Genomic DNA, 24,774 nt, shown 5'->3' with positions numbered 1-24,774 from the left:
ACTCTGTGACAACTTTGTTACAGCTTTTGAAATATAGCCGTCATTAGCGAAATTTTCTTGCAGCGTGCGGCCAGCCCGTTACCATGCACGGAAAACAATTCATAAGCTTCCGTAAGGCAAATCATTCATGAAAGCATACGATGACGACAAACCCGCCCCCCGCGGGGAAATGATGCTGCAGGTGATTCCCCTGCCCTCAGACACCAATGCCAATGGCGATGTGTTCGCCGGCTGGCTAGTCAAACAGATGGATATTGCCGCCGCTGCCATGGCCGGGCGCATTTCCCGGGGCCGCAATGCCACCGTGGCCATGGATCGCATGGAGTTCCTGTCGCCGTTGCGGGTGGGTTCCCAGGTAGGTTGTTATTGCGAATTGGTGGACATTGGCCGCAGCTCCATGAAGATCCAGGTGGAAGTCTGGACCCTGGACCGCAGCTCAAAGACACCGCGCAAGGTAACGGAAGGCCTGTTTGTATACGTAGCCATAGACGAGCACGGCCGCATCCGGGAAGTGCCGGAACAGAATCACTGACCTTTCGACATCAGCTGCTCGATGAGAGCCTGATACCGGGGCGCCAGCCTTGAAGCCCGCCATGGATTCGGCGGCTCTGCAACAGGTGGTTGTTCAAGCAGCCTGGCCAGCTGATCAGCTGCCGCCCCGGCTTCCGCCGCTTTGTCAGACTCAATGCTGGTGTACCGGCACTGCGGCGGCACATACTCCCGGTAGGCCAGACGGTCCGGTGCCAGTGGCAAACACCCGGCAGCCATGGCTTCGAGCATCGCCAGCCCCTGGAAATCGTGAAGCGCTGTCGTCAGCACAATATCGGCACGGCCTAGCAAGCGATCATAATCTGCGCGGCGCTCCAGAAAGCCCCAGTGTTCGATGTGCCCTGAAAATTGCCGGTGAATCCGGTCAAATGCTTCCGGGCGGCTGCGAAAGCCCTCGCCCACCACGCTGATACGGAAAGGCATTGCACGCTCTGTCAGCTGCTCCAGCAATGCCAACAATCGGTCCGGCCCCTTGTCGTATTCCCAGCGGTGATTCCACAGCAGGTGCGGACACGCCCGGTTCACAGGCCGGGGCTGGTCGATAAACAAGCGGTCTTCAATCGGAACCGGCAGCACCGAAGACCTTTCCCTGAGTTTTTCCATCACCCCATCGGGCACCGCATCCGGCATCTTGTTCAGAAAGCCTTCCACGCCTTGCAGAAAGCTGTCCCGGTTCCAGGCGCTGTTGAAGACCACCGCATCGGCCGCCAGGGCACTGTAGAGATTGACCATTTTCGGCTCTACCCGGCCCCGCTGCTGATCGCTGACCGGAAAGGCGAACTGGTTTTCATGCATGTAAAGCAGGCACGGCGTGTTTGCCAGCGAGGGGTGCAACCCGCGCAATGTGGCCAGGTCGACCATGGACGTGGCAATGACCAGGTCCCAGGATTCCTGCAGGCAAGGCTCGTCCAGCCAGCTCACCGGATTACCCCGTATCCGCCATTGGAAGAATCTGGGCGGAAGCGCCAGCGTCTGCCAGTGATAACCGGGCAGCAGGGTGACCAATTGCTCTCGCCAGCGCCGATGGCTGGCGGCATCGTAGCCTGACAATAGAAGAATGCGTTGGGTCATGGCGATCCATAGCTGGGGGACGAAGGAGTCGGCAAGTGTATCAGGCCTCGGGCTTTCCTTGGTTCAGGGACCACAGGCCGAACACCGGCCCCGGCAACAGCAAAAGCGCCACCCAGACATCCCAGGCGCTCCAGAACCCGCTGGTGAGCCATATTGCCGGCAGCGTCAGGCCAAAGCCGACCGCGTTCATGACCGCCAGCGACGAACCCACGGTTTCCTTCGGTGCGGTCGAGGCCGCCAGTGCAGAGAATTGCGGTGAATCGGCCACTACCGCCACGCCCCAAACCAACAGCAAAACCATTAACAACAAAGGCGGCAGCCCGTTCATCCAGGGATAGAGCAGACACAGAGCCCCGGACACCATCAGCGCCCGCCGGGCCACCCACTCACTGCCCAGGGTCCGACTGAGCCGACCGCCACCGATACAGCCGGCAGCGCCGATGCCGATTACCGCAAATGACAGCCAGGGTATCAAAGCCTCACCCTGCCCCAGCCTTTGAAGTTCTCGCCCGATCAACAGCGGCACCAAGGTCCAGAAGGCATATAGCTCCCACATGTGGCCAAAATAACCGCCGGCCACGGCCCTGAAGCGGGGACTACGCAAAGCCGCCAGCCCCTGACTGAGCGGGAGACGACCACTGGCTTTGGGCAGGTGCGGCCCATCGCCCAACAGAAATACCAACAACCCGCCCAGAAGTGCCAGGCAGGAAGATGCGAGCAGTGGCCACTCCCAGGGCATGCCCAGCGTTGCCCCACGCATAAGATGCGGCAGAGCTGTACCCAAGGTCAGCATGCCCACCAGCCAGGCCAGGGCCGCTCCGGCATATTTGGGCGTCCAGGCAATGACAAGTTTCATACCCAGAGGATAGATGCCGGCCAGGCACAGGCCGGTGGCGAACCGCAGCAGGCTGTCCAGCGGAAATACTCCAGCCACCGTCACGAAAGCCGCATTCGCAAGGGCACCCAGCAGGCTCGATACAAGGAAAATCCGACTGGCGCCGAAGCGGTCTGCCAGCCCGGTCACCGCCAGGGCAAGCGTACCCGCAATAAAGCCGGCCTGAACCGAGAGCGTCAACCGGCCCAGATCCGATTCCGCCAGCCCCAGCTCGGCGGACAGGGATAACCAGACTCCGTTGATACTGAACCAGAGAGATGTGCCAAAGAGTTGCGCCAGTACAATGACTGGCAGGCAGAGGCGCCGAAGTAACCCGATCATTTTATTGTCTTTGTTGCAGCCAGTTGGCTGAAGCCTGGCTTGTCCGCGCGCTCCGGCAACCATACTGACAACACGGCCGCTGTGGCTACCAGGGCTGCGGAAATCCACAGGCAGGCCTCCAGCCCGTAGGCCTGATACACCCAACCAGACAGGATGGTACCCAGTAATCTGCCCGCCGCATTGGACATATAGTAAAAACCCACATCCAGCGACACACCATCACCCCGGGCATAGCTGACAATCAAGTAGCTGTGCAGGGAGGAGTTGATGGCAAACAGCACCCCGAACAGCAGCAAACCGCCGATCACCACCGCCTGTGCCGACCAGCCGGCCATCAAGGCCCCGGCAATGGCCGCCGGAACCACCGCCAGCAAGGCCGCCCAAAGCACGGCACCGGATTTACCGTTGGAGTGTCCGGTGATTTTGGGTGCAATGGTCTGGATAAAGCCATAGCCGATAATCCAGCTGGCCATAAAACCGCCCACCTTCCAGTGGTCCCAGCCGAACACCGTGGCCATGTAGACCGGCAGGGCCACCACGAACCACACATCCCGGGCACCGAACAGGAACATCCGGGCGGCCGACAGCACGTTAATTGCCCGGCTCTTGGACAGGATCTCGCTGAACTTCGGCTTGGCCTTACTCTTGCCCAGATCCTGCCCCAGCAGGAACAGGCTGGCCAGCCACACCAGCCCCAGCGCCACTGCCATGAAGATCACCGCGCCGGTAAAGCCGGCTGCCATCAGCAGCACGCCGCCCAGAAAGAACCCCACCCCTTTCAGGGTGTTCTTGGAGCCGGTGAGAATGGCCACCCACTTGTACAGGGTGCCCTGCTGCTCATCCGGTACCAGCAACTTGATGCCGCTCTTGGCCGACATCTTGTTCAGGTCCTTGGCAATGCCGGACAACGCCTGCGCCGCCATCACCCAGGGCACCGTGAGCATGGCCGCCGGCACCGCCAGCATCGCCAGCGCGACGATCTGCAGGAACAGCCCGATGTTCATGGTGCGGTTCAGGCCCATGCGGGCGCCGAGATAGCCGCCCACCAGGTTGGTCACCACCCCGAAGAACTCGTAGAAGATGAACAACAGGGCGATTTCCAGCGGCGAATAGCCCAGCTGGTGAAAGTGCAACACCACCAGCATCCGCAGGGCGCCATCGGTCAGTGTGAAGGCCCAGTAGTTGCCTGTGATCACCAGGTACTGGCGGATGGCCGCGCTCATATCAGGCCAGCCCTACCTTGCGGGCGAGTTCCGCCGTGCGGTTGGCGTAGCCCCATTCGTTGTCGTACCAGGCATAGATTTTCACATGGGTTCCGTTAACCACCAGGGTGGACAGGGCATCGACGATGGAAGAACGGGGGTCGGTCTTGTAGTCGATGGACACCAGCGGGCGCTCTTCGTAGCCCAGGATGTCTTTCAGTTCGCCCTCGGCCGCGTCCTTGAGCAGTTGATTCACAGTTTCCTTATCCGTGGGTTTCTCTACTTCAAAGACGCAGTCGGTCAGTGAGGCATTAGTCAGCGGAATCCGCACCGCATGGCCATCCAGCCTGCCTTTAAGCTCCGGAAAGATCTCGATGATCGCGGTGGCGGAGCCGGTGCTGGTGGGAATCAGCGAGCTGCCACAGGCACGGGCCCGGCGCAGGTCCTTGTGGGGCGCGTCGATGATGGTCTGGGTGTTGGTCAGGCTGTGGATGGTGGTCAGTGAACCGTGCTTGATGCCCAGTTTCTCGTGGATGACTTTCACCACCGGCGCCAGGCAGTTGGTGGTGCAGGAGGCCGCGGTGATGATGCGGTCATTGGCCGGGTCGAAGATGTGTTCGTTCACGCCCATGACAATATTCTTGGCGCCCGGCTCTTTCACCGGGGCGGTCACCACCACCCGCTTCACACCCTGATCCAGGTAGCCCTGCAGCACCGCAACTTTCTTGTTCACACCACTGGCCTCGATGACCAGGTCGCAACCAGACCAGTCGGTATCGGCAATGGCCTTGTTGTGGGTCACGCGGATGCGCTGGCCGTCAATCACCATCTCATCGCCATCGGCGGTGGCTTCGTGGCTCCAGCGGCCATGCACGCTGTCAAAGTTCAGCAGGTGCGCCAGCGTATTGGTGTCTGCGCCCGGGTCATTGATGGCCACAAATTCCAGCTCCGGCCAACCCCAGGCGGCCCGCAGAGCCAAACGGCCAATGCGGCCAAATCCGTTAATACCTACCTTGATCTTACTCATGGTGTTCTCCTTGCGAGTTTCGCAATCCGTGTAAATTCGTGATCAGGGGCACTGCACCGCCGGGCGGTCTGCCATGGCCTGCAACCTGGCCAGGGGCTGCCCGATCAGTGCCGCATTGTTCCGGCCGGTTTCCTCCAGAACCCGCACCACCCAGTCTGGCAGATGCGGATGAAGGTAATAATAGACCCATTGGCCCCGTCGCTCTGTTTCCAGCAGGCCGGCATCCCGAAGTGAGGCCAGGTGGCGGCTGACTTTTGGCTGGGAGACTTCAAATGCTTCCGTCAGCTCGCACACGCACAGCTTGCCTTGATCTTTGATCAGCAGCAGGGCCGCCAGGCGCAGGTCGTCGGCCATGGCCTTGAACACAGTCACCGGGTTGTAGTCCGCCGGTTTCAGGCTAGTCTCTTTCTGATGCACCAGGGTGAACAGGCCGATACGCTCCCTGATCTCTTTCAGCGTCAAGGCAAAGGTGGCGTGCCGGTTGGCCTCGGCAGGGTCCGGAAAGTCCCAGGCAATTTGCTGGGCACCAGAAGATACCCGCGCGCATTCCCGGGCAGCCTTTTCACACAGAGTGATTACGTAATCCCAGTACTGGCCCTGCAACTCAGACAGCGACTTGCTGTAAAGCCCGTCCACCGGAATGCCAGCTTCCTGCAGCACCTGTAGCGCGAGCGGGTGCGGTTCACCGGGCTCGGTACCGGCGCTGGCCACTTCAAACCGGTCGCCAGCCATGTGCCGGAGCAAGGCTTCTGCCATCAGGGAGCGGGCGCTGTTGGCGGTGCAGACAAACAGGACTCTTCTTTTCATACGAATTTCCGTATATTCGGGTTGCCATATATTTAACTTTTGCGATAATAGCCCGCAACTGTGACAGAGTAAAGACAGCAATCGCAGCCAGCAGCAGCGAGCCAACCGCGATAAAGGGCATCGAAACTACCATGGCAGAAAGACTACTGGAGATCTATCGAAGCAATCAGCGGGAAGGCAACCTGCTGTTTTTCATGATCCTGGCCTTTCTGGCCATTTTCTTCATGCCCGCCGGAACCGAACGCTTTGATAACGCGGTACTGGAAGCCTTCCGCCTGACCAACTGGTATGCCCGGGAACACGTGATTCTGTGCTTGCTGCCGGCGTTCCTGATTGCCGGGGCCATGGCGGTGTACATCAGCCAGGGCTCGGTGATGCGCTATCTGGGGCCGTCTGCCTCAAAACCGGTAGCCTTCAGCGTCGCCTCGGTATCCGGCACTTTGCTAGCTGTGTGCTCGTGCACCGTACTGCCGCTGTTCGGCGGTATTTATCGTCGTGGCGCCGGACTGGGGGCGGCGGTGGCCTTTCTCTATTCCGGCCCGGCCATAAACATCATGGCAATAGTGGTCACCGCCAAGGTGTTGGGGGCTGAAATCGGGCTGGCCCGGGCCATTGGCGCCATTGTCTTTGCCGTGGTTATCGGCGCCATCATGCACCTGATCTACCGCAAGGAAGAGGCCGAGCGCTCGGTGAGCCATGCCCGGGGCTTCGGCGGCGACGAGGCTGACAAACCGGTCGGTGTCATTGCCCTGTTCTTTGCCCTGATGGTGGGCATCCTGGTATTCGCCAACTGGGCGGCGGCCGACAACCAGGCCTGGATGGCGGTCTATGACCTGAAATGGCCGTTCACTGCGGCCCTGGCCGCTGTCCTGGGTGTGTTGCTGGTACGGCGCTGGCACTGGCCACCGGGCCAGTTGCTGATTCTGGCCGCCGTGGTTGCGGCCTTCGCCACCCTGGCACCCGGCATGCCGGAGCTGCCGTTTGTGATCGGTATCGGCGGCCTGATGCTGATTGCCACCCTGCGGGATGAAGACCGGGAATGGCCGGTACAAAGCTGGGACTTCGCCAAGCAGATCCTGCCGTTGCTGCTGGCGGGGGTGTTCGTGGCGGGCTTTGCCCTGGGGCGCCCCGGCCATGAGGGCATGATTCCCTCAGAATGGGTCGCCGCCGCGGTGGGCGACAACTCCCTGCTTTCCACCATTCTGGCGTCGGTGCTGGGCGCCCTGATGTACTTTTCGACCCTCACCGAAGTGCCCATCGTCGAAGCCCTGATGGGCTCCGGCATGGGCAAGGGCCCGGCACTGGCGCTGTTACTGGCTGGCCCGGCCCTGTCGTTGCCCAACATGCTGGTGATCCGCACCATTCTGGGCACGCAGAAAACCCTGGTGTACTGCGCCCTGGTGGTGCTGATGGCCACCATTACCGGCTTTATTTACGGAAACTGGTGGGTATAACCCCGCCCGCACAAACCCGAAGGAGATGACCATGAAATTCACCATCTATGGCAGTGGCTGTGCCAAGTGCAAACAACTGACAGCGAATGCCGAGGAGGCCGCCAGGGCACTCGGGCTGGACTACGAAGTGGAAAAGGTGACGGATGTGAACGACATCATTGATGCCGGCATCATGCGCACACCCGCCCTGGCCGTAGACGGCGAGATTGCCGTGGAAGGCAAGGTGGCCAGCGCCGACGACATCAAGAAACTGCTGGGCTGAGCATGACCTCTTCTGATTTACCCAACATCGACACCGGGCTGTTCCGGGCCCCGACCAACAACGACCTGTTCGCGGCGACGCCTTCTGACCACAAACCCAGAATTCTGCTGCTGTACGGCTCCCTGCGCGAGCGCTCGTTCAGCCGCCTGGCGGTGGAAGAAGCCGCCCGCCTGCTGGAAGCCATCGGTGCGGAAACCCGCATCTTTAATCCCCGCGGCCTGCCCCTGGCCGATGCCGAAGATGCCTCCCACCCGAAGGTTCAGGAGCTGCGGGAGCTGGTGCAGTGGAGCGAGGGCATGGTGTGGTGCTCACCGGAACGCCACGGCGCCATGACCGGCATCATGAAAACCCAGATCGACTGGATTCCCCTGTCCATGGGGGCGGTGCGGCCGACCCAGGGCAAAACCCTGGCGGTGATGCAGGTGTGCGGCGGCTCCCAGTCATTCAACGCAGTCAACCAGTTGCGGGTGCTGGGCCGCTGGATGCGCATGGTGACCATCCCGAACCAGTCGTCCGTACCCAAGGCGTTCATGGAATTTGACGACAACGACCGGATGAAGCCTTCGGCCTACTACGACCGTATCGTGGATGTCATGGAGGAGCTGGTAAAGTTCACCCTGCTGGTGCGGGACCGCAGCGATTACCTGACCGACCGCTATTCCGAACGCAAGGAAAGCGCCGAAGAACTGTCGAAGCGTGTGAACCAACGTTCCATTTAAGGATGTGCAATGAGCAGTAACGAACAAGCCCCGGAAGCTTCCTCCAGTAGCATGGGAATTTTCGGGCGCTATCTGTCAGTTTGGGTAGCCCTGGCGATTATTGCCGGTGTAGCGCTGGGCCAACTGGCGCCGTCTGTGCCGGAAACCCTGTCGCGCTTTGAATACGCCCAGGTGTCCATCCCCATCGCCATCCTGATCTGGGCGATGATTTTCCCGATGATGGCGCAGATCGATTTCAGCGCGATTGTCGGCGTGCGCAAAGAGCCCAAGGGCCTGGCCATCACCACCATTGTGAACTGGCTGATCAAACCCTTCACCATGTTTGCCATTGCCTGGTTCTTCCTGATGGTGGTGTTCGAGCCCTGGATTGCCCCGCAACTGGCCAGCGAATACCTGGCCGGCGCCATTCTGCTGGGCGCCGCCCCCTGCACCGCCATGGTGTTTGTCTGGAGTTACCTGACCCGCGGCGATGCCGCCTACACCCTGGTGCAGGTGTCCCTGAACGACATCATCATGCTGTTCGCCTTCGCCCCGATTGTGGTGTTCCTGCTGGGTATTTCCGACATCCAGGTACCCTGGGATACGGTGATTCTGTCGGTGGTGCTGTACATCGTGATTCCGCTCACCGCCGGCTACCTGACCCGCCGCATCCTGATCGCCCGCAACGGCCAGCAGTGGTACGACGAGGTCTTTATGAAACGCCTCGGCCCGGTGACCCCGGCGGCGCTGATTGTCACCCTGGTTCTGCTGTTTGCCTTTCAGGGCGAAGTCATTCTGGAAAACCCGCTGCACATTGCCCTGATTGCCGTGCCGCTGATTATCCAGACCGTACTGATCTTCTTTATCGCCTACGGCTGGGCAAAATTATGGAAGGTACGCCATTGCATCGCCGCACCCGGTGCCATGATCGGTGCCAGCAACTTCTTTGAACTGGCCGTGGCTGCCGCCATCGCCCTGTTCGGCCTGCAATCCGGGGCGGCGCTGGCCACGGTGGTGGGCGTACTGGTGGAAGTGCCGTTGATGCTGATGCTGGTGCGCATAGCCAATAACACCCGGGACAAGTTCCCGGCCTGATCACAGACACTTTCAGGAGCAACCATGCCCTCCGGCTCGACAGCAGGACGAATTCGCGAAATCTTCCTGGCCTTCCTGGCCCTGGGCTTGACCTCCTTTGGCGGCCCGGCAGCGCACCTGGGTTATTTCCGGAACGAATTTGTCGCCCGGCGCCGCTGGCTGTCCGAACAAGACTATGCCGACCTGGTCGCCCTGTGCCAGTTCCTGCCCGGGCCTGCCAGCAGTCAGGTAGGCTTTGCCATTGGCCTGCAGCGTGGCGGCGGCTGGGGTGCTGCTGCCGCCTGGACCGCATTCACCCTGCCCTCGGCCATCATCCTGGTGGCCTTTGCCCTGAGCGCCAGCCTGCTGGATGGTGCGGTCAGCCAGGGCATTATCCATGGCTTGAAAGTGGCCGCTGTAGCCGTAGTAGCCCACGCCGTGCTGGGCATGGCGCGCTCACTGTGCCCGGATCAGCAGCGGGCTGGTATCGCCCTGGCAGCGGTTATGCTGGTGGTGTTTGTGGGCGGTACTGCCGGGCAGGTTTCCGCGATTGTGGTCGGAGCCCTTGCGGGCCTGGTGCTGTGCCGCGCTGCCGACGACGGCGCGGCCGGACATTCCGGCATCTCGGTGTCAGCGGGCACCGGCCGGCTGACGGCTTTTTTATACGTGTTCCTGCTGGTCGGCCTGCCCCTGCTGGCGTGGCTCGCGCCCTCGGCCCCGCTGGATATGCTTGATGGCTTCTACCGCGCCGGGGCGCTGGTCTTCGGCGGCGGCCACGTGATGCTGCCGCTGCTGGAAGCGGAAGTGGTACAAACCGGCAGGGTAACCGCCGATGAATTCCTCGCCGGCTACGGCGCCGCCCAGGCCATCCCCGGCCCGCTGTTTACCTTTGCCGCCTACCTGGGTGCCGTGATGGGGCCCTCTGCACCGATTATCTGGGCCGCGCTGGCCCTGCTGGCCATTTTCCTGCCCGGCATGCTGATCCTGATGGCGGTACTGCCACACTGGAACAACTTCCGCCGCTGGCACCGGGCCCAGGCCCTGATGCGCGGCGCCAACGCCGCCGTGGTGGGCATTCTCGGTGCCGCGCTGTACCAGCCGGTATTCACCAGCGCCATCGTCGGCCCCGGCGAATTCGCCCTTGGCCTGACCGGGTTTATGCTGCTAAGCGTATGGAAACTCCCGGCCTGGGGCGTGGTGATCGTGATGGCCGCCGGCGGCGTGCTGCTGGGTGCGTAACCTGCCGCGCCTGTTCAGCCGGCAGCCACCCTGCTAATATCGCGCTCGTTTTCTGAGCGCGCCAAACCCGTTAACCAGCACCACCGACCGGAATTAAAAGAATGGATGTTTACCAGGCCCTTTTCCTTGGCCTCCTCCAGGGACTGACCGAATTCCTGCCCATATCCAGCTCCGCCCACCTGATCCTGACACCGGCCTTCTTTGGCTGGGAAGATCAGGGCGTGGGCTTTGACCTGTCGGTGCATGTGGGCACGCTGCTGGCCGTGGTGCTTTACTTCCGTCGGGATGTCTTCGGCATCGCCCGGGACGGCCTGATTTCCATTGGCCAGCGCAGAATCGTCGGTCAGGGCGCCCTGGCCTGGTACCTGGTCATCGGCACCATTCCCGCAGGCCTCGCTGGCCTGGCCCTGCTCGACATGATCGACAACGAACTGCGCGGCGCCTCGGTGATCTTCTTCACCACCCTGGTGTTCGGCATTCTGCTTGGCATTGCCGACTGGCTGCCGAAACGCCAGCGCACCATGGATACCCTGAACTGGAAAGACGCCGTCGTCGTCGGCATCGCCCAGGCCATGGCCCTGGTCCCCGGCACCTCACGCTCCGGCGTCACCATCACCGCCGGCCTGTTCCTGGGCATGACGCGGGAAACCGCCTCGCGGTTTTCGTTCCTGCTGGCGATTCCGATTATCGTGCTGGCGTCTGCGGTGAAGCTGCTGGAAGTGGCCTCATCCGATGTGATCGTAGACTGGAATGGCTTCCTGATTGGCGGCGTAACGTCGTTCCTGATGGCCATCACCGCCATCCACTTCTTCCTGAAGTGGCTCAACAAAGTGGGCATGTGGCCGTATGTTCTCTACCGGATTATTCTGGCCGGGGTGATTTACGCGGTTCTGATGTAATCGCGGTTTGGGAGTTTTGTTCTTCGGGTGCCGGCCTCGACCTTGGGAGGTGGCAGGCATCAGGAAGGGCTTTCCAAAAAGCGCTCGAGTTTCCTGGCATTGGAGGTAGGCAGGTATCGGGGTGGGCCTTCCAAAAACCGCTCCTTACGGCACATCCCTGTGGCGCTTCTGCTCCGCCATCCATGGCTCCGCACATTTTTGGAAGGCCCACCCCGATACCAGCCCCAAACCTCTCAGCTGGCTTTCAAAGCAACCTCTTAGCCTTGCCTATGTAGCGTCTGCAAGCCGATTGGGATTTCAGAAACGCCGAAGCATGGCGGTGGGACGGTCTTTCCAAAAATTTGTGGAGCCATGGATGGCGGAACACAAGCGCCCATGGACGGCTAGAGCGCTTTTTGGAAAGACCGTCCCACCGCCATGCCACCACCGAGCCAGAAGGCTAGGGGTAAAAAGCACCGACGTCTAACAAGCCTCCAACGGCGCATAGGCCAGAACCAGCCACTTGGCGCCCTCGTCGAAGTTTACCTGCACCCGGGTGTGGTGCCCGGTGCCCTCGGAGTTCATTACGATACCCTCGCCGAACTTCGGATGACGCACCCGCTGCCCCAGACTGAAACCCGATTGCTGCGCCGAATCCTGGCTGAACATGCTCTCATTAGGGCGGGACACCATCGCCGGCCGGGTCACCGTATTGCGTAACCGCACTTCCTGCAGGCAGTCGCCCGGAATCTCCCGCACGAAGCGGGACAGCGCGTGGAATTTTTCCTGCCCGTACAAGCGGCGGGATTCGGCGTAAGTGAGCACCAGCTTTTTCATGGCACGGGTAATGCCTACGTAGGCCAGCCGGCGTTCTTCTTCCATACGCCCCGGCTCTTCCAGCGACATGCTGTGGGGGAACAAACCTTCTTCCACACCGGCCAGGAACACCAGCGGGAATTCCAGGCCCTTGGCAGAGTGCAGGGTCATCAGCTGTACGCTGTCTTCATGGGCATCGGCCTGGGCTTCGCCGGCATCCAGTGCCGCCTGGGCGATGAATTCTGCCAGCGGGTCGACGCCGTCTTCCACCTCGAAATCGGACAGCGCATTTACCAGTTCTTCCAGGTTCTCAACCCTTGCCTGGCCCTTCTCGCCTTTTTCGCTGGCGTGGTAGTCCTTCAGGCCACTGGCTTCGATGGCCTGTTTCATCAGGCCCTGCAGTGAGGCTTCGCCCACCATTTCCGACAGGCCGTTGATGATTTCCATAAACGACTGCAGCCCGGTTTTCGCCCGGCCTTTCACCTGCCCTGCTGCCAGCAGGCGTTCGGCGGATTCCCACAGGGAAATGCCCTGCTCGGTGGCGTATTCACGCAGCTCTGCCAGGCTCTTGGCGCCGATGCCGCGGGTCGGGATGTTCACCACCCGTTCGAAGGCGGCATCATCACGGTGGTACTGCACCAGGCGAAGGTAGGCGAGGGCGTTGCGGATTTCCTGGCGGTCGTAGAACCGCAGGCCACCATACACCCGGTAGGGAATTCCCTGGCGCATCAGGGCTTCTTCCAGTACCCGGGACTGGGCGTTGGAGCGGTACAGGATGGCGGATTCGCTGCGCAGGTTGCCGTCGTTGACCCAGGCGGTGATGGAGTCAGCGATGTAATTGGCTTCGTCCTGTTCGTTAAAGGCCGCGTACAGGCTGATCGGTTCGCCTTCGGGGCCGTCGGTCCACAGCTCTTTACCGAGGCGGCCCTGGTTATTGGCGATCACCGCGTTGGCCGCCTTCAGGATCATCTGGGTGGAGCGGTAGTTCTGCTCCAGCCGCACCAGGCGGGCGTTCGGGAAGTCCCGCTGGTACTGCTGGATGTTTTCGATCTTGGCACCACGCCAGCCGTAGATGGACTGGTCGTCATCCCCGACCACGGTCAGCGGCACGCGGTTGCTGGCCAGTACCTGAAGCCAGGCGTATTGGATGGTGTTGGTGTCCTGGAACTCGTCCACCAGGATGTGCTGGAAGCGCTGCTGGTAGTGACTCAGTAGCTCCGGCCGGTGCAGCCACAGCTCGTGGGAGCGCAGCAGCAGTTCGCCAAAGTCCACCAGGCCGCCCTGCTGGCAGAGTTTTTCGTACTGGCGGTAGATTTTCAGCATGGTGCTGGTGAAGTGGTCACCGGGGTTTTCCTGGATATGGTCCGCCCGCAGGCCTTCGTCTTTCTGGCTGTTGATAAACCACTGGGCCTGTTTCGGCGGCCACTGGCTTTCATCAATCTGGAACTCGCGCATCACCCGCTTGACCATGCGCAGCTGGTCGTCGCTGTCGAGCACCTGGAAATTCTCCGGCAGGCCGGCGTCTTTCCAGTGCGAGCGCAGCAAGCGGTGGGCGATGCCGTGGAAGGTGCCGAACCACAGTCCCCGGGAGGGGATGTTCATCATTTCTTCGATGCGGTAGCGCATTTCCTTGGCGGCTTTGTTGGTAAAGGTCACCGCCAGGATGCCGGTCGGCGGCACCCGGTCAACAGTCATCAGCCAGGCAATCCGGTGCACCAGCACCCGCGTTTTGCCACTGCCCGCGCCGGCCAGTACCAGCAGGTGGTCGTTCTGGGCGGTGACGGCCTCGCGCTGGGCATCGTTCAGGGGGTCAATAATGTGGGAAACGTCCATAGCACCTGGCTTTTTACTGGTTAAATAAACAGGCCTGAGAGTATAACAGGAGAAAAGCAGGTTTGTCGGGCAGGGATTGGCGCCGCTCTTTTGGAGTTAACGCTCAGGATCTTTGGAGTTAACGCACAGGAACGGGGACTTCTTCCCAGGACACGCTACGAGCACATCCCTGTGCGCTTGACTGTGGCCATTCATGGCCACAGACAGTCCTGGGAAGAAGTCCCCGTTCCTGCGCTGTCTGGCAACGAAGGTGCACCTCCCCCGTGCGACACCTCAAAAGATGAGGGCTTATGTCTTAGAAGCCACGCGGTACGGTTTGGGCTTCCACGAACTCGAACAAGCCTTCCAAGCCACCTTCGCGGCCAATACCAGAGGCTTTCATGCCACCAAACGGCGCTTCCGGAGTAGGCCCGGTGCCGGTGTTCCAGCCAACATGGCCGAAACGCAGGCCGGCGGCTACGCGTTGGGCACGCTCGGCATCGGCGGTGAAGACGTAGGAGGCCAGGCCGAATTCGGTGTCGTTGCCGGCTTCGATGACTTCCTCTTCGGTGCGGAACAGGGCCATGGGCACCAGCGGGCCGAAGGTTTCCTCCTGGTAGCAGGCCATGTTGCGGTCAACGCCCTGCACCACTGTGGGCGGGAAGAACAGGCCTTCACCCAACTCATCCGGCTGCTTGCCGGCAACCAGTTTGCCGCCTTTGGCCAGGGCATCCTCCAGGTGGCGTTTGACCTTGTCGAAGCCGGCTTTGTTGACCAGCGGGCCGATGTCGACGCCATCGTTCATGCCGTCGCCGACGGTCATTTTATTCACTCGCTCGGCGAGTTTTTCGCCGAAGGCGTCGGCCACTTTTTCATGGACGAAGATGCGGTTGGCGCAGACGCAGGTCTGGCCGCCACCGCGGAATTTATTGGCGATCAGGTTGTCGGCGGCGGCGTCCAGGTCGGCGTCGTCGAAGACGATATACGGGGCGTTGCCACCCAGTTCCAGGGACAGCTTTTTCACCTGCTCGGCGGTGTCGACGATCAGTTTTCGGCCCACTTCGGTGGAGCCAGTGAAGCTGAGCATGGGTACGTCTTTGTGTTCACACAGCACCTTGCCTATGACGCTGGCCTTGCCCATCACCAGGTTGACCATGCCATCGGGCAGGCCGAGTTTGTCCATGATGCTGAAGAAGGCAATCATGGTCAGCGGGGTTTCACTGGCCGGTTTGATGACCGAGGGGCAGCCGGCCGCCAGGGCTGCCGAGAGTTTCTTGGCGATCATGCCGATGGGGAAGTTCCAGGGCACAATCAGGCCGGTGACGCCGATGGGGCGGTAGTGGACGGTCCAGGTGCAGTCTTTCGGCTTTTCCGGAATGGTGTGGGCATCCAGCGCCTGGATGTGCCTGGCGCAGTAATCGAAGAAGCCGGCGGCGTAGTCCACTTCACCCTGGCCTTCTTTCCAGGGCTTGCCGTGCTCCATGCACAGGATGCGACCGATTTCCTCGCGGTTGTCCTTCAGGGCATCGCGGATGTCTTCCAGCCATTTGCGGCGGGTTTCAAGGGGATAGGGGTTGGTCAGCCGCAGGGCCTGCTTGCCGGCTTCGACCGCATCCAGTATGTCTTGCTCCGGCATCGAAGGCACTTTGGCAATCACCTCGCCCGTGGCCGGATTGTAGACATCAAAGGTGCTGCCACCGGCGCTGTCTGTCCAGCGCCCGCCAATGTAGCCGGTAAGATTCTGCAACAGTGGTGATTCGATCATCTCGACTCCTTTTCTGTGCCTGATCACGCCCGGTTGCGGGCCGGGATCCGGGGTTCGGGTTCTGCCTTCATAGTGGTAGCTGGGGGCCGGCCTGTAAAGTCAGCGGGGATTTTTTGACCCATCCCGGTCTCTGCCTATACTCGAGGGAGTGAATCAAGGAGGCCGGACATGAAAGCATTTTTCCATCCGTCACAGGATCTGCACATCCCGAAGACGTATTTCACCCGGGGCCAGATGCGCCAGCCCCAGGAGGTGCCGGATCGTACCGGCCAGATGGTGGAAGGCCTGAAAGCGCTGGGCATTCCGGTGTTCCAGCCTGCCGACCAGGGTGCGGCGCCAATCTCGAAGGTGCATGACCTGGGCTATCTGCGGTTCCTGGAATCCGCCCACCGGCGCTGGATGGAAATGGAAGACTGGGGCGACGAGGTGATGTCCAACATCTTCGTGCGTTCTCCCAATGCCCTGCGGGGTGTCCTGGCGGAAGCAGCCTGTTACCTGGCCGATGGCAGTTGTCCGATTGGCGAGAATACCTGGAAGGCCGCCTACTGGTCGGCCCAGACTGCTCTCGGGGCGGCCGATGCCCTGATTGCCGGCGAGCGCTATGCCTATGCCGTGTGCCGCCCGCCCGGCCACCACGCCCGCAAAGATGCCGCCGGGGGCTTCTGCTACCTGAACAATGCCGCCATTGCCGCCGAACACCTGAAAAGCCGGTTCCCGCGCACGGTGATCCTGGATACCGACATGCACCACGGCCAGGGCATCCAGGAAATCTTCTACAATCGCAGCGATGTGCTGTATATCTCCATCCATGGCGACCCCACCAACTTCTACCCGGTGGTGAGTGGTTTCGAGGACGAGCGCGGTGAAGGCGAAGGCTACGGTTACAACATCAACCTGCCCATGCCCCACGGCTCCAGCGAGGAGGATTTCTTTGCCCGGGTGGAGGAAGCACTGGCGGCCGTGCGGCTGTACCAGCCCGATGTGCTGATCCTGCCTCTGGGCTTCGATATCTACAAAAACGACCCGCAGGCCAAGGTGTCGGTGTCGTCCGAGGGCTTCTGCCGGCTCAGCACCCACATCCGTCAGCTGGGGCTGCCGACGCTGATCGTACAGGAGGGGGGATATGACCTGGACGCCCTCAGCGAGAACGTCCAGCAGTTCTTCAGGGGGCTGGAAGGCTAGGCGCCCGGAGCGTAAACCTTCACGTTGTTAAGGCCTTCCGCCTTCAGGTGACCGGCGTGCATGCGGCTCATGGTGCCCCGGTCACAGTACAACAGGTACTGGCGGCCTGCCGGTAGCGCCGGCACCTGCTGGTTAAGCTCGTAGAACGGGATCTTCAGGATCTCGTTGTTGGTGAGCGTCAGCGGTGCCCGCTCTTCCTCAGAAGGGTGGCGCACGTCGATGATCACATCGTCTACCGCCGGGGTCTGCACCAGTTCCACCTCTTCCGGAGTCACCACGCTGTCCAGCAGTTCGCTCACCTTGGTGTGCTCGCTGTTGGCAATGGCGCTGGCCAGCACTTTCGGGTCCATGTGGGTTTCTTCTTCCTCCACCCGGTGCAGCTTGGCGCGGGTGACCGGCTTGCTGGAAATCACGCCGCAGTATTCCGGCATGTTGCGGGCAAAGGGCTCGGTACCGATGTCCCGGGCAATGCGGATGATTTCCTGTTTGTCCATGGCAATCAGCGGGCGCAGCACCACTTCATCGCTGGCGCGATCGACCACGTTCAGGTTGGTCAGGGTCTGGCTCGACACCTGGGCCACGGCATCGCCCATCACCAGGCCGGTGGCGGTGTAATCCCGGGCAATTTCGGCAGCGGCTTTCAGCATCATGCGCTTGAGCACCACGCCCCAGTGGCGATGGTTTACCGAACGCATGATCTCTGCCACCACGCCCTCGAGAGGCACCGAGATAAACTTCACATTGTGGGAGGCGCCGTAACGCTGCCACAGGTAGTGCACCACCTGGCGCACGCCCACCTCATGGGCAGTGCCGCCGAGGTTGAAGAACAGGAAATGGCTGCGGATACCGCGGCGCATCATCAGGTAAGCCGCTACCGACGAATCGTAGCCACCGGAGATCAATGTCATCACGGTTTCCACGGTACCCAGCGGATAGCCGCCCAAGCCCTCGTGACGGCGATGGGCAATGTGGAACTGGTCATCGTTCACTTCGATGCGCACTTCCACTTCCGGATTTTTCAGGTCGACCCCACGGGCCTCGGAGGCTTGCATCAGCGCGCCGCCGACCAGTCGCTCCAGGTCAATCGAACGGAAATCGTGCTGGCCATGGCGCCGTGCACGTACTGCAAAGGTTTTGCCTTTCAGTCGACCGGCAAAGGCCTGTATGGCCTTGGCGCCCACGTCGTCCAGGTCCACAAACGGGTAAACCGCGATTTCCTGGATGGTGGAAATGCCGGAAATTCGGGTAAGTTCATCAATCACCGCGCCGGTCAGGCCCCGGCCTTCGGGCACCTCCACATCAACCCGGTCCCAGCTGCCATCCACCCGGATGTCAGCATCCAGCCGGGCCAGGAGTTTCCGGATATTCTGCCGCAACTGGCGCATTTGCTGCTGGCGAACGGGTTTGCTTTTGATGGCCACTTCAGCGGCGGGACGAATCAGTAATTTCATAAAAAAGGACTTTGATCGGAGGAACGTCGGGTAGCGTAAAAGGCGGAAAGCGCTTAGTGTACCCTTTCGCCTGAGTGGCTCAAAATCCGTCATTGCCGAAACAGCAGGAGTTCTAACACCGATGACCGAACCCACCATGAATGCCCTGGTCTCTCCGGAGGGCAGCCTCGAAATTCTCTCCACCCACGAGGTAAACCGGCTCAAGGACAAGAGTGAAGGTGGCTTGTACCGGTTGTTCAGGCAATGCGCCCTGGCGGTGCTGAATACCGGCATGGAAACCGACGACTGCAAGGAACTGATGGAAGCCCACGGCGATTTCGATGTGCGGCTGGTTCCCCAGCCCCGGGGCCTGAAGCTGGAGCTGGTCAATGCCCCGGCGCACGCTTTTGTTGACGGCGAAATGCTGCGGGCGATCCGGGAACACCTGTTCTCGGTGTTGCGGGATATTGTCTACAGCCACTCGCTGCCAGACACCGTCTCCGGCTTCCGCAAGGATAATCCGGAAGACATTACCAACCTGGTGTTCCACATCCTGCGCAATGCCCGGGCCCTGGAGCCCGGCCGCCAGCCCGACATGGTGGTGTGCTGGGGTGGCCATTCCATCAGCCATGACGAGTACCAGTACAGCAAGGAAGTGGGGCACCAGCTGGGGCTTCGGGGAATGAGCATCTGCACCGGCTGCGGCCCCGGTGCCATGAAAGGCCCCATGAAAGGCGCGACCATTGCCCACGCCAAGCAGCGGATCAAGAACGGTCGTTACATTGGTATAACCGAACCGGGCATCATCGGGGCGGAAGCGCCCAACCCGATTGTCAACGAACTGGTGATCATGCCGGATATCGAAAAGCGGCTGGAAGCCTTTGTGCGCTGCGGCCACGGGGTGATCGTTTTCCCCGGTGGCGTGGGTACGGCCGAAGAGATTCTGTATCTTCTGGGCATTCTGCTACACCCGGACAACGCCGACCTGCCCTTCCCGGTGGTGTTTACCGGCCGCCGGGAAAACGCGGAATACTTCGAGATGATCGACAAGTTCATCCGCAATGCCCTGGGCGACGAAGCCGCCAGCAAATACGACATCATCATTGATGACCCGGTAAGGGTAGCCCAGACCATGAAGCAGGGCATCAAGGATGTGGAGACCTTCCGCCGCGCCATGCAGGATGCCTACTATTTCAACTGGATGCTGAAGATCGACCCGGTGTTCCAGTTACCGTTCGAGCCCAACCACAGCAACATGCGGGCGCTGGAATTACACAGGGATCAACCGGCACACCTGATTGCGGCGAATCTGCGCAAGGCGTTCAGCGGTATCGTGGCGGGAAATGTGAAGGAAAGCGGAATTCGGCAGATTCAGGAGAAGGGACCGTTTGAAATTGCCGGAGACCCGACGCTGATCAAACCCCTTGAGGCCATGCTGGAGCAGTTTATTGCCCAGGACCGGATGAAACTGCCGGGATCATCCGCCTACCGGCCCAGTTACCGGATTGTCAGTGGTGCGGCCTGAGCCGCACCACTGCCGGGCAATTACTTGCCGCCAGCCGGCAGGCTTGCGTAGTAAGCCGCCAGGTTAGCGATGTCTTCATCGCTCAGGGCAGTTGCCTGGCCCTGCATGACCGGAGCCTGGCCACCCTGACGCTGACCAGCCTTGTAGGCTTTCAGGGCAGCAACCAGGTACTGCTCTTTCTGGCCTGCCAGGTTCGGGTAGATGGGCACCTGGGAGATACCGTTCTGGCCGTGGCACGCGGCACAAACGCCAGCCTTGGCCTTACCGGCTTCGGCGTCGGCTGCCATGGAAGCGGCAGGCGCAGCAGCACCCAGTGCGAACAGACCAGCAACTGCGAAGTGTTTCAGGTTCATAGAGTTCATCCTCTCATCGTTTTTACGTTTACAATTCAGTTTTTTATCAACCGGACCGTAAGTCAGACTTTCTTTATAGCACAGCCATCCAAGGCCTCAAATGTGATAGGTCAAGGACATTCGTGCGACCATAGTGCTGTTTTACTCTCGTGCTGACTATAGGACAGTACGAACAAACCGCAAAAATACATTAATTAACAAAATCACCTGCACACCGGAGATCACACCACATGTCTGTAGAGGTTCAGGAACTCACCTGCCGCCAGGGCCATATCGGTCTGCTTACCCTGAATGCAGCCCAGACCCTCAACGCCCTGACCGAGGACATGGTCAACCAGGCCCAGGAAACCCTGGATCGCTGGGCCACAGACGACCGCATCTGCATGGTGGTGTTGCAAGGCAGTGGCGAACGGGCCTTCTGTGCCGGCGGTAACATCCGCAACCTTTACCAGGCCCTGAAAGGCGAAGGTGACACATCTGCCCCGGAACGCTTCTTCACCCGGGAGTACCGGCTTGACTACAGCCTGCACCGTTTTCCGAAGCCGGTGGTGGGCCTGGCCCGGGGCATTGTGATGGGGGGCGGTCTGGGCCTGCTGTCGGCCTGCCGCTACCGCCTGGTCACGCCCGATGTCACCCTGGCCATGCCGGAAATCAGCATCGGCCTGTTCCCGGATGTCGGTGCCAGCTGGTTCCTGAACCGCCTGCCGGGGCGCCTCGGGCTGTTTATGGGGCTGACCGGGGCCCGCCTGAACGTGGCCGACACCCTGCGGGTGGGGCTGGCAGACCTGGTGATTGATGCCGGCCAGATCGAAACCCTGCTGGCCCGCCTGCAGGATGAGCGCTGGACCGGCGAGGCCGCCGCCGATGACAACCGGCTGTTCCGCCTGCTGAACCAGGTGGAAGCACTGGATTACCGGAGCCTGGCGCCGGGCCACCTGGAGCGGCACGAACAGACCATCGCCGGGCTGACCGCGGGTACCGAACTGCCCGCCATCATCGAACAGATACTCGCCGCCGACATTGACGACCCCTGGTGGCAAAGCTGTGCGGAAAACCTGAAGAATGGCTGCCCGGTGACCGCCTGGCTGGTCTGGCACCAGCTGCGCAAAGGTCAGCAGATGTCACTGAAGGATATTTTCCGGATGGAACTGGCCATGGCACTGGAATGCACACGCCGCCCCGACCTCGCCGAAGGCATCCGGGCATTGCTGGTAGATAAAGATAAAGCGCCGGTGTGGTCGTTCAAATCCGCCGGGGAGGTACCGGAAGAGGTGATCGAACGGCATTTCGAGCCGGTTTGGGACGACCTGAACGACCCGATGCAGCTGGACTGACACCGGGCCGGGAAATCAGCGGGCCGCGCCCGCCTGCACCAGCAGCATTTCCAGGTCCTGGTTATTGCGGGCCCGGGCAATGTCGAGGGCCGTGGTGCCATCGGTGCGCCGGTAGTGCACATCAGCACCAGCGGCCAGCAGCATCTCGGCGGTCAGCAGGTCGCCGGCTTCCACCACTTTCATCAACAGGGATTCGCCGTCCTGGCTGACATTGACGTTGGCTCCCGCCGCCAGCAAGGCGCGAACCACCGACAAATGCCCGTTTTCCGCCGCATGGATCACCGGAGTGTAACCGCTGTTGTCTTCGCTGTTCACATCGGCACCGGCCGCCAGCAACAAGCGGACAATACGCCGGTTACCCTCCGCCGCCGCCAGCATCAGCGGGGTTTTGGAAGAACCTGCCCTTGGGTCCGGGTCCACGCCCTGCGACAGCATATCCAGCACCGCTCGGTCTTCATTGGCCGCAACCGCTGCCAGCAAATCCGCGCCGGTTGCCCCGGTATCGCCTACCTCGCCTGTGCTGCTGCAACCAGCCAGCAACGACAGCACCACCAAAACCACAAAATGAAAGCGACTGCCCGCATCCCTGCTCATCATTCGTACTCTCTTGTTTGATTTTTTCAGCTATTTTGCGGGCCGGGTGGTCATAATTAAATCGAAACGGTCACAACTCCGACACTTGTGCCAACCAGCGGGCCACGATTTGTCTCAGCCGCATTTCGCCCTCTCGCTTGCCGGTGACCAGCCCAAGCGCCTGCAACTGCGGCCAGGCCCAACCCTGAAGTACCGCACGGCACCAGAGCCCGGCATCTTCCTGCCCGGCCAGCCAGGCCATCCAGCCAGGCCAGCTGCAGACTTCACGCAGCAGCGGCAAAGTCACTTCAAACCCCCGATAGCCCTCGGCAAAGCTCCGCAAATCCTGCCAGTCGTCCGGCCCGGGCTCTGCCGTGGCAGGCAGGTCTGCGGCTAGCTGCGCCAGTAATTCCGGGGGCATGTCTGCCCAATGCCGGGGAATCAGCACCTGCCAATGCCTGGCAAACCGACGGCGCAGGCGCTGTTCCAGGTCGCTGCCCGCCGGGGATACACCCTTCAACAGTTGCACCGGAAATTCGCCGGTAGAATGCTCCCGGGTCAGCCCGATACGCACCAGGCGTAATCCACAACCCTGCCAGAACGACTGCAAACCCGCTTCGCCACCAAAACTGGTACCCAGCGAATCCAGCCCCTGGCTCCGGCAAAACTCTTCCGCCGCCGCCACCAGCGCCCGGCCCACGCCCAGCTGCCGGGCCGGCTCTGCCACGGCAATGCGCACCACCCGAAAACACCGCTGCTGCGCCGCCTCCGCAAAGCCACCATGGCTGGCCAGGGACTGCGCCAGCAAATGCCCCCGCATACGGCGCTGGCCCATGGCCACCTGGGCGGCCAGGTCCTGATCCAGGCCGCCTTCCACACATCCCCAGAGCACACCCACGGTTTTGCCCTGCACCACCGCCCGCCAGCTGCTGGCGGCCGGATCGTCCAGCCACTGCCGCAAGTCCGCCGGCGTGGTGCGGTAATGGGCATCCACCAGCAAGCCGAAGGCCTCGGCAAGTTCCGCCTCGCTGGCCTGTGCCGGATTCCAGGGTTCGACAGACACTGCACCGGGTTTCGGCTTGCTGCTGTCCGGCCCCCGGGCACCCAACAGAAACATCCGGAACAACACCCGCTCCAGGGGATCACCCTGCGCCCAGCGCACCGGCTGGTTCAGCTCCACCGATTGCCAGTGCGGCGCCTCCCGGTCCAGCACCTGCCGGAACCGGATCGCAAAGCCCCGCCCGGTGCCCTCATAACCATGCACCGTGCTGGCAAACGCCACCCGAGGCCAACCCAGCAAAACCTCCCGCAGCCAGCTCGCCGGCAAACCGGCGGCCTCGTCCACCATCACCACCTCGGCCTCCGGCTTCTGCGCCAGCAACTCCGGCACCGGCAGGAAACGAATCGCCTGCCCGCCCGGCAGCACAAGCTCCGACTCCGACCGGCTCTCAACCCGGTCGCCCATAACCTCCGCCGCATGCCGGAAAAAACTCTGCAGATTGTCCACCGAAGGCGACGTCACCAACACCTGCTGCCGCCCCGCCAGCAACAACTCCGCCGCCGCCATCCCCAACGCCGCCGACTTCCCCCGGCCCCGGTCTGCCGTCACCACCACCGGCCGCCGACGCCGCCCCAACCCGAAACGCACCAGCCGCGCCACCAGCTCCGACTGCTCCGCCGTCGCCCCCGGCCTGAACGCTGCATCATCACACCGGACATCCGGCAGCACCGGGCATTCATCAATACCCTGCCGAACCCGGACCACCGCACCGTCAGACGCCACAACCTCCGCCAACCGCGCCAAAAACCGATGCTCCCCCGCCCCGTCCAGCCCCGTGCGCGAGTAATCCGGATCCTCAAACCCCGGCCATTGCGCCAGCGGCGGCATCAACCAGAACAACAACCCACCGGCCCTCAACGTACCCGCCAACCCGGCAAACCCATCCGGCGGATTCCCCTGCCAGCCATCCCAAACCAACACCCCGGTCTCCTGCCCCAGCCACCGCTTGTACTGCGCTGAAGAGACGCCACGTACACCCGCAACCCCGGCGTCCTCATCACGGCCAACCCACAGCGCCCCGGCGACATCAAAACCACCCAGCCACTCCTGCACCCAGCCCCGGGCCCACTCCTGTTCACCCTCCAGCAGAACGAGGCGGCGTTGACCGGTATGGGCCAATTGAGCCGAAAAGGTTTGCCAGTTCTGTGTGATCGAGGAAGGCATAATCTGAAGGCAACTCCGATGGAGCGCTGCGCCGGGGGTGGCCTTCAAAAAATTTGCGGAGCCATGGATGGCGGAGCAGAAGCGCCACATGGGCTCAGCCGAGCTCTTATGAAGCGAAGCTTCATGCGAAAGCTGAGCGACCGCAATCTGTGATTGCGGGCCGGACCCCGTAGGGGTGCCGACAGGAGCGTTTTTTTGAAGGCCACCCCCGGCGCAGTGCGGGCATGAATGACAAAAGTCTCAGGCAATTATGCGGCACGGCTACTCCCACTGCCAGCAGCCA

Annotated in this window: 21 protein-coding genes; 10 read left to right on the top strand and 11 right to left on the bottom strand. The window is 61.5% G+C overall.

Annotated features, from left to right (window positions below):
• The first annotated feature begins 127 nt into the window (after positions 1-127).
• Positions 128-532 carry an acyl-CoA thioesterase gene (locus B9Q17_RS08735; RefSeq protein WP_094624912.1) on the top strand — a complete coding sequence of 135 codons (405 nt, stop codon included), beginning with the start codon at positions 128-130 and terminating at the stop codon, positions 530-532.
• On the opposite strand, the gene B9Q17_RS08730 is transcribed toward B9Q17_RS08735, so the two are convergent.
• Genes B9Q17_RS08730 through B9Q17_RS08710 form a run of 5 tightly spaced genes read right to left on the bottom strand, consistent with a single transcriptional unit; the run spans position 526 to position 5,872 of the window.
• Positions 526-1,620 carry a tRNA-queuosine alpha-mannosyltransferase domain-containing protein gene (locus B9Q17_RS08730; RefSeq protein ID WP_094624911.1) on the bottom strand — a complete coding sequence of 365 codons (1,095 nt, stop codon included), beginning with the start codon at positions 1,618-1,620 and terminating at the stop codon, positions 526-528. The two genes, B9Q17_RS08735 and B9Q17_RS08730, sit on opposite strands and share 7 nt — an antisense overlap.
• Before the next feature lie 40 nt (positions 1,621-1,660).
• Positions 1,661-2,836, bottom strand: coding sequence for an MFS transporter (locus B9Q17_RS08725; RefSeq protein ID WP_094624910.1), 1,176 nt, complete (start codon positions 2,834-2,836; stop codon positions 1,661-1,663).
• A complete protein-coding gene (gene arsJ, locus B9Q17_RS08720) occupies positions 2,833-4,059 on the bottom strand; it encodes an organoarsenical effux MFS transporter ArsJ (RefSeq protein ID WP_094624909.1) in 1,227 nt (408 codons plus the stop codon). The genes B9Q17_RS08725 and arsJ overlap by 4 nt, the downstream gene beginning before the upstream one ends.
• 1 nt (position 4,060) lies before the next feature.
• Complete coding sequence (locus B9Q17_RS08715; protein ID WP_094624908.1) at positions 4,061-5,065, bottom strand: ArsJ-associated glyceraldehyde-3-phosphate dehydrogenase; 1,005 nt, start codon at positions 5,063-5,065, stop codon at positions 4,061-4,063.
• Between the two features lie 42 nt (positions 5,066-5,107).
• Complete coding sequence (locus B9Q17_RS08710; protein WP_094624907.1) at positions 5,108-5,872, bottom strand: metalloregulator ArsR/SmtB family transcription factor; 765 nt, start codon at positions 5,870-5,872, stop codon at positions 5,108-5,110.
• A gap of 131 nt (positions 5,873-6,003) precedes the next feature.
• Here B9Q17_RS08710 and B9Q17_RS08705 point away from each other — a divergent pair, with 131 nt between their 5' ends.
• The 6 genes from B9Q17_RS08705 (at position 6,004) to B9Q17_RS08680 (ending at position 11,498) form a co-directional block, all read left to right on the top strand.
• The gene (locus B9Q17_RS08705; RefSeq protein WP_094624906.1) at positions 6,004-7,326 is read left to right on the top strand and encodes a permease; all 1,323 of its coding nucleotides are present in this window, start codon (positions 6,004-6,006) and stop codon (positions 7,324-7,326) included.
• A 31-nt stretch (positions 7,327-7,357) separates the two neighbouring features.
• Entirely contained in the window at positions 7,358-7,588 is a 231-nt protein-coding gene (locus B9Q17_RS08700; protein WP_022988528.1) for a thioredoxin family protein, read from the top strand.
• A 2-nt stretch (positions 7,589-7,590) separates the two neighbouring features.
• The gene (gene arsH / locus B9Q17_RS08695) at positions 7,591-8,307 is read left to right on the top strand and encodes an arsenical resistance protein ArsH (protein WP_094624905.1); all 717 of its coding nucleotides are present in this window, start codon (positions 7,591-7,593) and stop codon (positions 8,305-8,307) included.
• A 9-nt stretch (positions 8,308-8,316) separates the two neighbouring features.
• Complete coding sequence (gene arsB, locus B9Q17_RS08690) at positions 8,317-9,381, top strand: ACR3 family arsenite efflux transporter (RefSeq protein WP_094624904.1); 1,065 nt, start codon at positions 8,317-8,319, stop codon at positions 9,379-9,381.
• A 24-nt stretch (positions 9,382-9,405) separates the two neighbouring features.
• The gene (chrA, locus tag B9Q17_RS08685; RefSeq protein ID WP_094624903.1) at positions 9,406-10,599 is read left to right on the top strand and encodes a chromate efflux transporter; all 1,194 of its coding nucleotides are present in this window, start codon (positions 9,406-9,408) and stop codon (positions 10,597-10,599) included.
• Positions 10,600-10,700: 101 nt separating this feature from the next.
• Complete coding sequence (locus B9Q17_RS08680; protein ID WP_094624902.1) at positions 10,701-11,498, top strand: undecaprenyl-diphosphate phosphatase; 798 nt, start codon at positions 10,701-10,703, stop codon at positions 11,496-11,498.
• A gap of 462 nt (positions 11,499-11,960) precedes the next feature.
• Here B9Q17_RS08680 and uvrD read toward each other — a convergent pair whose 3' ends face one another.
• Entirely contained in the window at positions 11,961-14,126 is a 2,166-nt protein-coding gene (uvrD, locus tag B9Q17_RS08675; RefSeq protein WP_094624901.1) for a DNA helicase II, read from the bottom strand.
• Between the two features lie 295 nt (positions 14,127-14,421).
• Positions 14,422-15,870 (bottom strand): NAD-dependent succinate-semialdehyde dehydrogenase, encoded by a 1,449-nt coding sequence (locus B9Q17_RS08670; protein WP_094624900.1) that lies wholly within the window; start codon positions 15,868-15,870, stop codon positions 14,422-14,424.
• A 168-nt stretch (positions 15,871-16,038) separates the two neighbouring features.
• On the opposite strand from B9Q17_RS08670, the gene B9Q17_RS08665 reads away from it, so the two are divergent.
• Positions 16,039-17,052, top strand: a complete 1,014-nt coding sequence (locus B9Q17_RS08665) for a histone deacetylase family protein (RefSeq protein WP_058342022.1) — start codon at positions 16,039-16,041, stop codon at positions 17,050-17,052.
• Here B9Q17_RS08665 and thiI read toward each other — a convergent pair.
• A complete protein-coding gene (gene thiI / locus B9Q17_RS08660; RefSeq protein ID WP_094624899.1) occupies positions 17,049-18,503 on the bottom strand; it encodes a tRNA uracil 4-sulfurtransferase ThiI in 1,455 nt (484 codons plus the stop codon). The genes B9Q17_RS08665 and thiI overlap by 4 nt on opposite strands.
• 121 nt (positions 18,504-18,624) lie before the next feature.
• Here thiI and ppnN point away from each other — a divergent pair, with 121 nt between their 5' ends.
• Positions 18,625-20,007 (top strand): nucleotide 5'-monophosphate nucleosidase PpnN, encoded by a 1,383-nt coding sequence (gene ppnN / locus B9Q17_RS08655; protein ID WP_094624898.1) that lies wholly within the window; start codon positions 18,625-18,627, stop codon positions 20,005-20,007.
• Between the two features lie 20 nt (positions 20,008-20,027).
• Here ppnN and B9Q17_RS08650 read toward each other — a convergent pair whose 3' ends face one another.
• Positions 20,028-20,360, bottom strand: a complete 333-nt coding sequence (locus tag B9Q17_RS08650; RefSeq protein ID WP_022988539.1) for a c-type cytochrome — start codon at positions 20,358-20,360, stop codon at positions 20,028-20,030.
• Positions 20,361-20,590: 230 nt separating this feature from the next.
• Between B9Q17_RS08650 and B9Q17_RS08645 the strand changes: the two genes are divergently transcribed.
• The gene (locus tag B9Q17_RS08645) at positions 20,591-21,694 is read left to right on the top strand and encodes an enoyl-CoA hydratase/isomerase family protein (RefSeq protein WP_094624897.1); all 1,104 of its coding nucleotides are present in this window, start codon (positions 20,591-20,593) and stop codon (positions 21,692-21,694) included.
• A 15-nt stretch (positions 21,695-21,709) separates the two neighbouring features.
• Here the strand turns inward: B9Q17_RS08645 and B9Q17_RS08640 are convergent, their stop codons facing one another.
• Together B9Q17_RS08640 and B9Q17_RS08635 are read right to left on the bottom strand one after the other, a co-directional pair.
• Positions 21,710-22,291: an ankyrin repeat domain-containing protein gene (locus tag B9Q17_RS08640; protein ID WP_022988541.1), complete on the bottom strand. Its 582-nt coding sequence runs from the start codon at positions 22,289-22,291 to the stop codon at positions 21,710-21,712.
• A gap of 67 nt (positions 22,292-22,358) precedes the next feature.
• Complete coding sequence (locus B9Q17_RS08635; RefSeq protein WP_094624896.1) at positions 22,359-24,491, bottom strand: tRNA(Met) cytidine acetyltransferase TmcA; 2,133 nt, start codon at positions 24,489-24,491, stop codon at positions 22,359-22,361.
• Positions 24,492-24,774 lie beyond the last annotated feature (283 nt).

Origin of the sequence: Marinobacter vinifirmus, assembly GCF_002258215.1 — a bacterium.
GTDB lineage: Bacteria > Pseudomonadota > Gammaproteobacteria > Pseudomonadales > Oleiphilaceae > Marinobacter > Marinobacter vinifirmus.
Note: the sequence above shows the minus strand (reverse complement) of the source record. Positions and strands in the feature narration are given on the sequence as shown.